The organism is Romboutsia sp. BSD2780061687b_171204_C1 (genome assembly GCF_015560225.1).
Taxonomy (GTDB): domain Bacteria; phylum Bacillota; class Clostridia; order Peptostreptococcales; family Peptostreptococcaceae; genus Romboutsia_C; species Romboutsia_C hominis.
Genome location: NZ_JADMRK010000001.1, coordinates 884,104 through 898,503, shown reverse-complemented (window position 1 = coordinate 898,503; position 14,400 = coordinate 884,104). Strand labels below are relative to the sequence as shown.

The following is a 14,400-nucleotide window of genomic DNA, read 5'->3' as shown; positions in this document are numbered from 1 at the left end:
TACATCGCTTAGATTAAATTTTTAAGGATATAATTATGGATATATTAAATGAAATTTTAAAATATAAGAGTATGTCTATTATAGGAAATTACAAGAATGTAGGTAAAACTACTACTTTAAATTATATATTAAAAGAATGTATAAATAAAAATATAATACTAGGACTTACATCAATTGGGGTAGATGGAGAAGGTGTAGATGTTGTTACTAAAACTGATAAACCTAGGATATATGTAAATAGAAATACTATAATAGCTACAGCTAATAGTTTGGCTTTAAATAGTGATATAACCAAAGAAATTCTAGAACTTACAAATATAACAACACCACTAGGGAATATAGTTATATTTAGATCCTTAAGCGATGGATATATAGAACTTGCAGGTCCATCTATAAACACTCAAATAAAGTACATATGTGAAAGATTAAATCACTTTGGTGCAGACTTAAGTATAGTTGATGGGGCTTTATCTAGAAAGACATTGGGCTCACCATCTATAACAGATTCTACAATATTTTGTAGTGGAGCTGTAATAAATAAAGATATAAATAAGGCAATAGAAAAAATAATATATGAAGCTAATATACTAAATCTTGATAAATTAAATGATGATAAATTCTATGAAATTTATGAAAATATAAAAGAATATAAGATTAGCTTAGTAAATAAGGATTATTCATACAAATGCCTAAATATAAATACAACTCTAAACTCTTCTAAAGAAATTATAGATAGTGTAGATGAAAATACTAAGTATATAGTTGTAAATGGAATAGTTACTAATAATTTTATAAACAACTTTATAAAAAGTGGTAGTAACTATAAAAATATAACTATATTGGTCAGCGATAGTACAAAGATATTTTTAGATAAGGAAATATTTGATAAGTTTATAAAGCTTAAAGGAAGTATTAAGGTTGTAAATAAAGTTAATCTAATTGGATTAAGTATAAATCCAACATCAATAGAAGGATATAGCTTTGATGATAAATATTTTATAGATAGTATACAAAGTAAAACTAATATAAAAGTATTTAATGTTATGAATGTTTAGAAATTAAGCTTTTATAAACAAGAAGGTGATTATATTAAGTCATTTATAATAAACGAAGTAAATACAATTACACCATATGGAGAGAAAGAAAAAGCTAATATAAAAATATATAAAAAAGAAAATAGTGAAAAATTAATAAAAGAACTTAATTATATAGAGAATATGATTAATAGCTTAAAAGAAAATGACATGGTGTATGATAATATACAATATGAGTTTTGTAAAATTAAAAATATAACAAATACTCTAAATCGGTTAAAACAGAAAAATGCATTAGACGAAATAGAACTGTTTGAAATAAAAAACTTTGCTATAAATACTAATGAAATAATAAAAAATTATTTAAAATTGAATATTAATATAGATTATATAAACTTTAAAAACTTAGATGCAGTTGTAAAGATGTTAGATCCAGATGAATTAAATTTAACTACATTTCAAATATATGGTGCATATAGTAAAAAGTTATTGCATATTAGACAAAATAAGTTAAATATTGAAAAGAAAATATTTAGTGAAACTGATAAAGATAATATAGAAAAATTAAAACAAGAAAGACTAGAGATTGTTGTAAATGAGGAACAAGAAGAGTTAAGAATAAGAAAAGCACTAAGTGAAAAGTTGTATAACTATTTAAATGATATAAATGAAAATATAAAATCTATAGGGAAGTTAGATTTACTTATTGCTAAAGCAAATTTAGCACTTAAGTATAATGCTATAAAACCTAATATAAATAGAGAAAATAAAATTTTCTTTAAAGATCTTATAAATCCGAGTCTTCAGACAATTTTAAGTTCACAAAATAAGGAATATATTCCAATAACCATAGATATAGATAAAAAAATTACTATAATAAGTGGTGCTAATATGGGTGGAAAAAGTGTAAGTATGAAAACTATAGCACTTAATCTATATTTATTCCAATGTGGATTTTATGTATTTGCCAAAGAGGCTAACTTATGTGTATTAGACTTTATATACATAATAAGTGATGATATGCAAGATATAAACAAAGGTCTAAGTACATTTGGAGCAGAGATCCTAAAGTTAAAAGAAATAACAAAACTTATGAAGTTAAGGGATGGATTTATTGCATTAGATGAATTTGCAAGGGGAACCAATCCGATAGAGGGAAGGTTACTACTAAAAGCAATATGTGAATATTTTAAAAAGTACAATTCTATAAGCTTAATATCTACACATCTAGATGATATAAATATAGATGATGTTACTTATTACCAAGTAGTAGGTCTTAAAAATGTAGATTTTGATGGTTTAAAACGTCAAATAGATTTAAAGATTGGAGTAGGTAAAAGTTCAAAAGGTGTACAAATACTTCAAGAATACATGGATTACAGATTAGAGAAAGTAAGTAAAGAAACTAAAGTTCCAAAAGATGCTATAAATATATGTAGATTATTAGGATTAGATAATGAAATAGTAGATATAGCTGATAAGCTAAGTAAATAAAGCTTGTAGATATAGCTGACAAACTAAGTAAATAAAGCTTAAGGGGGATTAATATGAGTAAGTTAAATTTAGATTTTAGTATAGTGGAAAAAGCTCGTGAATCAGCGCGTAATATAGTGTTAGATACACAAGAATTTATAAACAAACACACTACAGTAACAGTTGAAAGAAGTATACTTAGACTATTTGGCGTAGATGGAGTAGATGAATTTGGTGTGCCACTTCCAAACGTAGTTGTAGATAGCATTAAAAACTCAAACAATGGCTCTTTAGGTATGGGGGTTGCTTATTATATAGGTAATGCTATGATAAATACAGGACTTACTCCACAAGAGATAGCACAAAAAGTATCTCAAGGAGAATTAGATCTATGTTCCCTTAAAGAGCATGATGTATTTGATGTTAAGCTTAAAATAAATGAAATAGCTAAACAAAGTGTAGATCAAATAAAGGCAAATAGAAATAAAAGAGAAGAATTCTTAAATGAGTATGGAGATAAAAGTGGACCATACTTATATGTAATAGTAGCTACAGGAAATATATACGAAGATATAACTCAAGCTGTAGCAGCTGCAAAGCAAGGAGCGGATATAATCGCAGTTATAAGAACAACTGGACAAAGTTTACTTGACTATGTTCCATATGGTGCTACGACTGAAGGATTTGGAGGAACTTATGCAACAGGTGAAAACTTCAGATTAATGAGAGAAGCACTTGATGAGGTTGGAGCTGAACTTGGAAGATACATAAGACTTTGCAACTACTGTTCAGGATTATGTATGCCAGAAATAGCAGCACTAGGAGCACAAAATAGATTAGACGTTATGCTAAATGATGCTTTATATGGAATATTATTTAGAGATATAAATATGAAAAGAACAATGATAGACCAATACTTCTCAAGAATAATAAATGGATTTGCCGGAGTCATAATAAACACTGGTGAAGATAACTACTTAACAACAGCAGATGCAGTAGAAGAAGCACATACTGTACTTGCATCTCAATTTATAAATGAGCAATTTGCATTAGTTGCAGGATTACCTGAAGAACAAATGGGACTTGGACATGCATTTGAAATAAGCCCTGATGTTGAAAATGGATTCTTATATGAATTAGCTCAAGCTCAAATGGCTAGAGAAATATTCCCTAAAGCACCTCTTAAGTATATGCCACCAACTAAGTTTATGACTGGTGATATATTTAAAGGTCAAGTACAAGATGCATTATTTAATATGGTAACTATAATGACAGATCAAAAATTACACTTATTAGGAATGCTTACAGAAGCAATTCATACTCCGTTTATATCAGATAGAGCACTTTCAATAGACAATGCTAAGTATATATTTAATACTATGAAAGATCTAGGAAGTGAAATAGAGTTTAAAAAAGATGGAATAATGTGTAATAGAGTTAATGAAGTTTTAAACAATGCATATGAATTAATTTCTCAGATAGAAAAAGATGGATTATTTAAAACATTAGAACAAGGTAAATTTGCAGGTATAAAAAGACCAATAGATGGTGGAAAAGGTCTTGATGGAGTTGTTATGAAAGAAGCTATGTACTTCAATCCATTTGTAGAACTAATGTTAGAAAAAGAGTTAGTGTTAGGGGGGAATTGTTAATGAGCGGACTATATTCTATGGAAAGTAAGGAATATGATAAAAACCTTGATTTAAAAAATTTAAAGCCTTATGGAGATACATTAAACGATGCTAAAGTACAAGTAAGTTTTACATTACCAATAAAAGATGATGAAAAAGGTATAGAAGCTGCAAAACTTACAGCTAAAAATATGGGACTTGGTGATATAAATGTAGCACATCATAAAGCACTTGATAGTGAATTTACTTTCTATGTTGTATATGGAAGTTTAGAAAAAGGTGTAAACTATGAAGATATACATGTAGAAGTAGCACAAGAAGATACTATGGATAAATATGAAATAGAAGACTATATAAAAGAAAATATAAAAAGAGATGTAGTAGTAGTAGGTGCAAGTACAGGAACTGATGCACATACAGTTGGAATAGATGCAATAATGAATATGAAAGGTTATGCAGGAAACTATGGATTAGAAAGATATGAAGGTATAGAAGCTTATAACTTAGGAAGTCAAGTTCCTAATGAAGAGTTTATAAAAAAAGCAGTAGAGCTTAAAGCTGATGTATTATTAGTTTCCCAAACTGTAACTCAAAAAAATGTTCATATAGAAAACTTAACTAATTTAGTAGAATTATTAGAAGCTGAAGGTTTACGTGATAAAGTAGTACTTCTTTGTGGTGGACCAAGAATAAGTCATGAACTTGCAAAAGAATTAGGTTATGATGCAGGATTTGGACCAGGCAAATTTGCACAAGATGTAGGAAGTTTCTTTGTAACTGAGTTAGTAAATAGAAACTTAGTATAATAAAGATCAGAGATTTATAAATCAACCGAGGAAATTGTTATACTACAGCATCTGATGAAAATAATTAAAAATTTATAGAAATATTATATAAAATTAAACAAAAACTGACATAACATAATGACAATTAGAATAAGTATAATGTTTATTTATAGGATGTAACAATATTTTTTTAATAACCAAAATTTAAGTAGTGCTTTATGGTTAAAATCAACAGACTTATGCATTATGACAGTGCATAAGTCTGAAAAGTTACTGGATAGTGTTAGGTTTAACCTAAATTAAATACATTATCAATTATACATTATATCAAGGGGGCTCATTTTATGGGGTTTTGGATTGGACTATTAAAATTTTCACCAGTATTTATGCTGGCAGGTCTAATGATTTCGGGTATGGACTGCTTAATAGCAGCTCCAATAGCTACAATATATGCATTTATTGTAGCATCAATAACAGACAAGCTTAAATTTAATGATTTAGTTGACTGTGCAGTTGACAATGTAAAACATTTAAACTTAGTTTTCTTTATACTAATGCTTGCTTACGCTATGGCAGAAGCATTTATGGCTACAGGGGTTGGGGCTTCAATAGTTAATATAGCACTTTCTCTAGGCGTAACAGGTAGAACTGTTGCAGTTGTTGCATTTATAGTTACTGGTATACTTTCAGTGGCTACTGGAACTTCATGGGGAACTTTTGCTGCATGTGCTCCAATATTTTTATGGTTAAACCATATGGTTGGTGGTAGTATATTATTAACAACTGCATCTATAGCTGGGGGAGCTTGTTTTGGAGACAATATAGGGCTTATATCAGATACAACAGTTGTAAGTTCTGGTATGCAAGGTGTTGAAGTAATAGATAGAATTAAATCTCAAGGGCCATGGTCTATAGTATGTTTAATAATATCTATAGTACTTATATATGGACTAAGTATGTCTATGGGATTACCAACAGATGCTGCAAATGCTGCATTAGCAATAGATCAAATACCAGCACAAGTAATGACTGATTTAGAAGTTGCAAGACCATCAGCAGTAGAGCTTTTAAATCAAGTAAAAACAGGAGTACCATATTATATGGCAATACCATTATTACTTGTTTTAGGAGTAGCTATTAAAGGTTTACCTACATTAGCGTGTTTATCTGTTGGTATAGTATCATCATTTATATTTGGAATTTTTGCAGGAACTGTAGATTCTTTAAAAGGCTTTTTAGATTTAATGATGAGTGGATTTGCAGATGCAGGTTCTTGGGTTATAGTAATGATGATGTGGGTTGGAGCGTTCGGTGGAATAATGTCTAAGATGAAAGCTTTCGAACCATTATCAAATTTAGTTATGTTCCTTGCTAGAAATGTAAAACAATTAATGTTTATGAATGGTTTATTATGCTTAGTAGGAAATGCTGCACTTGCAGATGAAATGGCACAAATTGTTACAGTAGGTCCTATAACTAAAGAATTAGTTGAAAATAATGTGGATGGTAGTGAAGAAGATTTATACCAACTACGTTTAAGAAATGCTACTTTCTCTAGTTCTCTAGGGGTATTTGGTTCTCAATTAATACCATGGCATGTTTATATAGGGTTCTATTTAGGAATATTAACAGCTGTGTATCCACTTCATCAATTCGTGGCATTTGATATAATAAAATACAATGTTATGGCATATGTTACAGTTGGATCTATACTTATATTAACATTAACTGGACTTGATAAATTTATTCCTAAGTTTGGTTTACCAAGTGAGCCAAATATTAGACTAAAGAAGAAGCAAAAAAAAGAGTCAGAAAAAGTAACAGTATATTCATAAGTTAAATATATGAAAATAAAAAAATACCCATTAGGTTATATAACCTAGTGGGTATTTTTTATTTTCATTTGTTAATGTAAAGATAAAAAGTGTACTATATAAAAGAAATTATGCATAAAAAACAAAATATTAGCAAATTTAGGTGAAAAATGTTTACTAAATATTAAAAATGTTATACTATATAATTAAATATTATACAAATGATTTGAATATTAAATTATTTAAAATATGTAAAAAAGGGTAAAAGTAGTTAAAGCTTATGGTAATTAAAATAAAAATTTAATATAAGTCTACTTTATATAATTAAGTTTTATTATAAACTATTAAAATATTTATATAGTTTATATAATATATAATCATATATCTTGGGGAGGATAAAATGAGTAAAAAACTAAATTTAAGAAAAGTGACATCATTAGCATTAGTACTAGGATTATCAATACCAATGTTATATCCATCAGAAGTAAGGGCATTAGAAGAAAATAAAAAAATAACAATACTTCATACTAATGACATACATGGTAGATTTGTTAAAAATGATAAGACAATAGGAGTAGATGTATTATCAAGTATAAAAAAACAAACTCCAAATTCATTGTTATTAGATGCAGGAGATACAATCCATGGTTTACCATTTGTAACATTAAATAAAGGTCAAGATGCAGTTGATTTAATGAATGCAGCAGGATATGATTTTATGACACCAGGAAATCATGACTTTAACTATGGTTATGAGAGATTATTAGAACTTGTTAAAAAACTTGAATTAACAAATGGACAACAAAAGATGAGGGTTTTATCATCAAACGTAACTAAAGATGGTAAAAGTGTATTTACACCAAATGCTATAAAAGAAGTAAATGGAGTTAAAGTAGGTATATTTGGACTATCATCTCCAGAAACTGCATACAAAACAAATCCTAATAATGTTAAAGGATTAAAATTTGAAGATCCAGTTCAAATGGCAAAAAAACAAGTTGAGGATCTGGAAAAAAATGGTGCAGAAGTAATAGTAGGGCTTGCACATGTTGGAATAGATGAATCTAGCGATCCGACAACTATAGACATAGCAAATGAAGTAAAAGGTATAGATGTTATAGTAGATGGACATAGCCATTCAAATTTACCAAATGGTAAAAAAGTAAAGGATACTTTAATAGTTAGTACTGGAGAATATATGCAGAATATAGGGAAAGTAGAGTTAGAGGTATCTAGTGTAAATGGAAAGCATGAAGTTGTTAATGCAAATGCAAGTCATATTACTAAAGAACAAGCAAGTAAGATATCTTCAGATAGTGTTGTTGAAAATAAAATAAAAGAAATAGAAGAAGCTCAAGACAAGATATTGTCTGTAAATGTAGGAAATTCAGATGTTCATTTAGAGGGAAGAAGAGAAAATGTTAGAACTAAAGAAACTAACTTAGGAAACCTTATAACAGATGCGATGATTTCAGAAACTAATGCAGATGTAGCTATAACTAATGGTGGAGGAATAAGAGATAGTATAAATAGAGGAGATATAACTAAAGGAGAAGTAATAAAAGTTCTTCCTTTTGGAAACTACATAGTAACAAAAGAATTAACTGGAGCTCAAATAAAAAAAGTATTAGAACACGGAGTTAAAGACTATGGAACACCAGCAGGTTCATTTACACATATAGGTGGAATGAAAATAGTGGTAGATCCTAGAAATGAAGTAGGAAATAAAGTAGTAGATATAACTATAAACAATAAAAAAATAGATATGAATAAAAAATATACAGTAGCCACTAATGATTTTATGGCAGTTGGTGGAGATGATTATCCATGTTTTAACGATGAGCCAATAATAAATGAATACAGTGGATTAGATGAAGCTTTAATAAAATACATAGAAAAAACGGGGACTGTTTCACCTAAAGTTGAAGGTAGAATAACATCAGTAATAGAAAAATTAATTGGAGATAATAGATACCATACTGCGGCTAAAATAAGCTTAAGTGGATTTGAAAAAGCAGATAATGTTGTATTAGTAAATCCAAATGCTATGTCAGATGCGCTTAGTGCAACTCCATTTGCTAAATTTAAAGATGCACCAGTATTACTAACAGAAAGTTCTAAGTTAAGCAACGAAACTAAAGCTGAGATACAAAGGTTAGGTGCTAAAAATGTATACATAGTAGGTGGAAATAGTGTTGTTAATGAAAATGTTGTAAATGAACTTAAAGCTATGAATTTAATTACTGAAAGAATAAGTGGAAAAGATAGATATGAAACTTCATTAAAAGTAGCTAAAAAACTAGGTGATGTAAGTGAAGTAGCAGTAGTAAATGGAGTAAGAGGGCTTAGTGATGCAGTAAGTATAGCACCCGTTGCAGCAAATAAAAATATGCCAATATTATTAGCGTCTGATGCTAATGGAAGTAAAATATTTGATGAATTTATAAAAGATGAAAAAATAACAAAATCTTATGTAATAGGAAAAGAAGCATCTATTTCAGAAGAAATAGCTAAAACACTTCCAAATTCACAAAGAATAGGTGGAATAGACAGAGGTGAAACTAATGCTATGATAATAGATACATTCTATAAAGATATAGAAATAAAAAATTTATTTGTAGCTAAGAATGGAATAAATAGAGAACAAGATTTAGTAGATGCATTAGCATTAGGGGTTGTTGCATCTAAAGAAAATTCTCCTATATTAATAGGTAGGGATAAGCTAAATGATAAACAAAAAGGAGTATTAGGAAATAAAACTATAAAATCTCTAACTCAAGTTGGAGGAAATGGAAATGAAGGTATAGTTAAAGAAGTTTCTAATATGATAAAAAGATAAAAATATGATTTAAACAATTTTATATTAAAATATAAAGACACCTCAGTTTCGTTTGAAACGGAGGTGTTTTTGAAGTAAATATATTTAAACATAATTATTTATCTTCTAGAATTATAAAACTTTTCTATAAGATTTAAAATAGCATACATAATCCAAGCGCAAAATGCAAGTACAAATACTCCCATCATAACCAAATCTAACTTAAATACCTGGCTTCCATAAACTATTAAATAACCAATACCAGCTCTTGATACTAAAAACTCACCAACTATAACACCTACCCAAGCCATACCTATATTTATCTTAGTAAGATTTATTAAATTACCAATATTAGAAGGAATTATAAGCTTAAATAATATTTGTGATTTAGTAGCACCAAAACTTCTTAACATTTTAATTTTTTCTTCATCAACATTTATAAAATAGTTATAAGCAGAAAGTATAGTAACAACAACAGATATAGTAACAGCAGTAACTACAATACCTTCAATACCAGCACCTGCCCAAACTATAATAATAGGAGCTAGAGCTGTTTTAGGAAGAGCATTTAATATAACTAAAAATGGGTCTAAAATTTTTGATAATTTTTCAGACCACCAAAGTGCTATTGCAACTAATATTCCAAGCACTGTACCTATAATTAAACCAAGTAGAGTTTCATATACTGATATTCCAACATGAGTTAGAAGTTGGCCATTTTGAACATAGCTTATAAAAAGCGAGTATATATCACTAGGTTTGCTAAATAAGAATGTATTTATTATATTTAGATTAGCAAGTACTTCCCAAAGAATTAAAAATCCTGCAAATATTAATATCTGATATAAAAGAATTTTAGTTTTTTCTTTTTTAACGTTTTTTAGATAATTTTTATATCCATCTGAATCTTTACTTAATCTCATCACTATCTAGCTCCTTCCATAGTATGTCAAAGTATTTTTGAAAATCAGGAACTTTTCTGGTTTGAAGAGGTGTTAAATCTTCATTTTGTCTTAAGTCTATGTTATATACATTTTTAACAGTTGCAGGGCGTTTAGATAGTGCTACTACTTTGTCTGACATGGATATTGCTTCACTTATATCATGAGTTACTAATATAGCAGACTTATTCTCATTTTTAATTATTTTATAAACATCATCACTAACTAAAATCCTTGTTTGGTAATCAAGGGCTGAAAAAGGTTCATCTAAAAGTAATATATCTGGATTTACAGATAGAGTACGAATAAGAGACACCCTTTGCCTCATTCCTCCTGAAAGTTCTTTTGGATACATATATCTATATTCCCAAAGACCATAAGTTTTTAATAAATTTTCAATACGAGATATATTTTTATCAGTTTTTATATTTTGGATTTCAAGTCCAATTGTTATATTATCGATTATATTTCTCCATTCAAGTAAATGGTCCTTTTGAAACATATATCCTATATTTCCATTTATATTAATATCCCCGCTAGTAGGTTTTAAAAGTTTTGTTAATATATTTAGTATAGTTGATTTTCCAGAACCACTAGGTCCAAGTAGCGTTAGGATTTGTCCTTCGTTTAGGGAGAAACTTATATCTTTTAGAACTTCTAGTTCTCCGTCTTTTGTGTAAAAGGTTTGACACAGGTCGCTAACTTTTACAATTTCATTCATGTAATTCACCCCTAAAGTAGATTTTTGGTATATATTATATTATTAAAGTATGAGAGGATTTGTACCTATTTTAAAATATTTATAGTTTATATAAGTATAAATATTTTAAAATAGGATGACTAATAAAATATATATAAGATATAATTAGTAAATTAGTGAGTATAGCAAAGAAAAAGAAACAGTTTTATGGCTTCTTAGTATATATAGTTTAATAGATAATAAAAAGATAGCATGGAAATTATCACGCTATCTTTTTATTATCTACTAATAGTTTTTATTAATTAATCTTCAATCTCGTCATAAGTATCAGAAGATCCACACTTACATGGTTTTGAATCATGACAACCATGATGATTATCACAACAACTATTATCACCAGGTTGTGAAATATCGCAATCACATTCTATATCAAGAGTTCCTTTTACACCTATTACATCTTTTATTATAGTATATACAGTTTCTTTAGGGCTAAAACATAATACTATATCAGCTTTAAATTTATATTTATTAGGTCCAGATTTAAGATTTACTAATTCACTAGAACTAGATTCAGAGTTTTCTGATTCACCAGAATCAGACTCAGAGTTTTCTAAACTAGAAGAACCATATATAGGGCATAATTCACTAGCTCTAGTAACACAATCTACCTTAAATTTACCATCGAATTTTTTGTAAATTAAAGAATCTCTTTCAAAAGGAACACATAGGTTACCGTAGAAATAAGGAGATGGAAGTCCTAAACCTGTTTCTTTAAGATTATTAAGCTTTATACAATCGCTTAACTTTGTAATTCCAGGGATTTCAAACACACCTAAAAACTCTTTATCTGGACAATCTTTTAAGTTGGCTTTTACTATTACCTTAAAATCACATACGTAATATTCTACATCATTATGATATATCTTTATCTTAATTCCTTCTGATTCATCATCACAGCCTTTAGTATTACAAATATCATCTATACAATAGTGCTTTTGAAATTTTTCCTTTGATATATATTCATTATATAAATTTTTACGTGAACCACCATAATCTTTACAAGAGCAAATAGGTCCGCTAATAGGTTTAAAACATAAATCTTCATCGTCTAAACATTCTTTAAGGATAGCATCAGGTGAATTTGGATTTTCGCTATAATTATTTCTTAAACCTAAGCATTTATATTTAACACCTACTACTTCTTTTATACATACTTTTTCACCAACTAAACCATAAGGCAGAGGTGTTACTACTTTAAATGTGGCATTTCTTAAAATTGTTGACAGTGTTGCACTTTTTAAAATTGCACAGCTAAATATTCTATTAGTTAATATTGGGTAGCATAATGTATGCTTACAATCCCATTTTAAACCCTTACAGCATCCATCAGAACAATAATCTGATGGTACAAATTTTTTTGTTGTCAAACCTCTAAAGTCATCCATCTATAAATATCCTCCCAATTATATTAATTTATAAAAAGATTTTAATCTTCTTACCCATATGATATGAGATAAAAGGGGAATTGTTACAGCTTGTATCTAAATAAAATATTTTTTTACAAGGTATAAATATTATCTATATGAATATATTGTAGTATTATTAAGGAGGGGGTAGGATGACATTTATACAAAATACTGAAATACTAATAAGAAAATCAGATAAGTGTATATCAAAGATATTTTTTAATAATGGAATCAATATAGTGAATTTTGATTCAAATTTCGAGTTAATATCTTCAAATAAGGTAATTGATAATATAAAAGGAAATACAGATATATGGTTTGATATAGATGAACAAGATAACATATATGGAATATATGATGATAAACAAGGAAGCTTAATTAAAATAGACATAAATGATAATAAAATAAATAAATCTAGTATTATTAGTTATGATAATTCTAAATATACAATAAGCTTTCCATATATAAGTAAGATAGGTAAAGATATTCATATCATATATTATTTAAAGGATAATAAAAGCAAATTATACAAATTAGTTCATAATATAAAGAGAGATAAAGAAGATATAATGTCAATTATAGATATAGTAGGATATGAAGATATAAATAATTTTATTGCAATATGTGATAATACCAATATAAATGTATTTTACTTTAAAATAGTAAAAGGATATGAAGAGGTATTTATGTGTACCTTAAATAATGAAAATTCAATTTGGTATAGCCCAATACAGATAACTAATTCAAACAAAGAAAAGATCCATTTATCAGTTACAAAAGGAACAAACAATACGTACCATATAGCCTATTCAGAAAACAATTCTAGTAAATACCAACCAATCTATAAAAGAGTCGATTTAAATAAAGAAGGCATATCGATAAGTGACAGTGTATATGTAAATGAATCCTCAGCTTGTAATATCCCTCATATAATAGAACATAAAAATATTTTACATATGCAATGGATAGAATGTGGAAATTTAAATATAAGTAAATCTTCTGATTTTGGTAAATCATGGGGCACACCTATTATAGATGATAATAGCATAGAGTATCCATTTATAAGATATTACTATAAATCAAATTGTGAGGCAGATAAAGAATATAAGGTATCAACTGTATATGGCTGCAGAAACTATATAAATATACTTGGAATATAAAAGGAATTAATGTATTTAGAATATAAAAAATAAGTATAAATATAAAATATTAATACTTGTTTTAGTAATATTTTAAGAATTTAAGATTATATTTATAGCATATAAATTATAGTGGTAGAAAGATATTATAATTAAGAGTAGGCAAGGGGGAGAGCGTGTTGGATAAATATAAAAGATATGCTTCAAAATCAAAGTCATCTAAAAATGATATAGAATGCGATAACTCCAAAGTTATAGAGCGTACGTATGATAAATATAAAAGAGAAACAGTAGGAAGGGGAGCGAAAGGAGAACAAGGTCCTCAAGGTAAGATGGGACCACAGGGACCAAGAGGAGAAAAAGGAGAGCAAGGGCTTCAAGGTAAGATAGGACCACAGGGACCAAGAGGAGAGAAAGGAGAGCAAGGACCTGAAGGGAAGGTAGGACCACAGGGACCAAGAGGAGAAAAGGGTGAACAAGGTCCTGAAGGTAAGATAGGACCACAAGGTCCAAGGGGAGAAAAAGGAGAGCAAGGACCTGAAGGTAAAATAGGACCACAAGGTCCAAGAGGAGAAAAAGGAGAGCAAGGACCTGAAGGG

Annotated in this window: 10 protein-coding genes; 7 read left to right on the top strand and 3 right to left on the bottom strand. The window is 28.3% G+C overall.

The window, feature by feature from the left end:
* Positions 1–35: 35 nt before the first annotated feature.
* The 6 genes from I2H23_RS04525 to I2H23_RS04500 all read left to right on the top strand — a co-directional run bounded on the left by I2H23_RS04525 (position 36) and on the right by I2H23_RS04500 (position 9,576).
* Complete coding sequence (locus I2H23_RS04525) at positions 36–1,055, top strand: hypothetical protein (protein ID WP_092925707.1); 1,020 nt, start codon at positions 36–38, stop codon at positions 1,053–1,055.
* Between the two features lie 162 nt (positions 1,056–1,217).
* The gene (locus I2H23_RS04520) at positions 1,218–2,528 is read left to right on the top strand and encodes a MutS-related protein (RefSeq protein WP_240275812.1); all 1,311 of its coding nucleotides are present in this window, start codon (positions 1,218–1,220) and stop codon (positions 2,526–2,528) included.
* A gap of 53 nt (positions 2,529–2,581) precedes the next feature.
* Positions 2,582–4,159 carry a lysine 5,6-aminomutase subunit alpha gene (locus I2H23_RS04515; protein WP_092925711.1) on the top strand — a complete coding sequence of 526 codons (1,578 nt, stop codon included), beginning with the start codon at positions 2,582–2,584 and terminating at the stop codon, positions 4,157–4,159.
* Positions 4,159–4,944, top strand: coding sequence for an OAM dimerization domain-containing protein (locus tag I2H23_RS04510; protein WP_092925713.1), 786 nt, complete (start codon positions 4,159–4,161; stop codon positions 4,942–4,944). The genes I2H23_RS04515 and I2H23_RS04510 overlap by 1 nt, the downstream gene beginning before the upstream one ends.
* A 323-nt stretch (positions 4,945–5,267) precedes the next feature.
* The gene (locus I2H23_RS04505) at positions 5,268–6,758 is read left to right on the top strand and encodes a Na+/H+ antiporter NhaC family protein (protein ID WP_092925715.1); all 1,491 of its coding nucleotides are present in this window, start codon (positions 5,268–5,270) and stop codon (positions 6,756–6,758) included.
* Positions 6,759–7,137: 379 nt separating this feature from the next.
* On the top strand, positions 7,138–9,576 hold the full coding sequence (locus I2H23_RS04500; RefSeq protein WP_092925717.1) for a 5'-nucleotidase C-terminal domain-containing protein: 2,439 nt from the start codon (positions 7,138–7,140) through the stop codon (positions 9,574–9,576).
* Positions 9,577–9,674: 98 nt separating this feature from the next.
* Here I2H23_RS04500 and I2H23_RS04495 read toward each other — a convergent pair whose 3' ends face one another.
* The 3 genes from I2H23_RS04495 to I2H23_RS04485 all read right to left on the bottom strand — a co-directional run bounded on the left by I2H23_RS04495 (position 9,675) and on the right by I2H23_RS04485 (position 12,641).
* The gene (locus I2H23_RS04495; RefSeq protein ID WP_092925719.1) at positions 9,675–10,478 is read right to left on the bottom strand and encodes an ABC transporter permease; all 804 of its coding nucleotides are present in this window, start codon (positions 10,476–10,478) and stop codon (positions 9,675–9,677) included.
* Positions 10,465–11,217, bottom strand: a complete 753-nt coding sequence (locus I2H23_RS04490) for an ABC transporter ATP-binding protein (RefSeq protein ID WP_092925721.1) — start codon at positions 11,215–11,217, stop codon at positions 10,465–10,467. Before I2H23_RS04490 ends, I2H23_RS04495 begins: the two co-directional genes overlap by 14 nt.
* Positions 11,218–11,498: 281 nt before the next feature.
* The gene (locus I2H23_RS04485) at positions 11,499–12,641 is read right to left on the bottom strand and encodes a hypothetical protein (protein WP_092925723.1); all 1,143 of its coding nucleotides are present in this window, start codon (positions 12,639–12,641) and stop codon (positions 11,499–11,501) included.
* A gap of 173 nt (positions 12,642–12,814) precedes the next feature.
* Between I2H23_RS04485 and I2H23_RS04480 the strand changes: the two genes are divergently transcribed.
* The gene (locus I2H23_RS04480; RefSeq protein ID WP_092925725.1) at positions 12,815–13,822 is read left to right on the top strand and encodes a hypothetical protein; all 1,008 of its coding nucleotides are present in this window, start codon (positions 12,815–12,817) and stop codon (positions 13,820–13,822) included.
* Positions 13,823–14,400 lie beyond the last annotated feature (578 nt).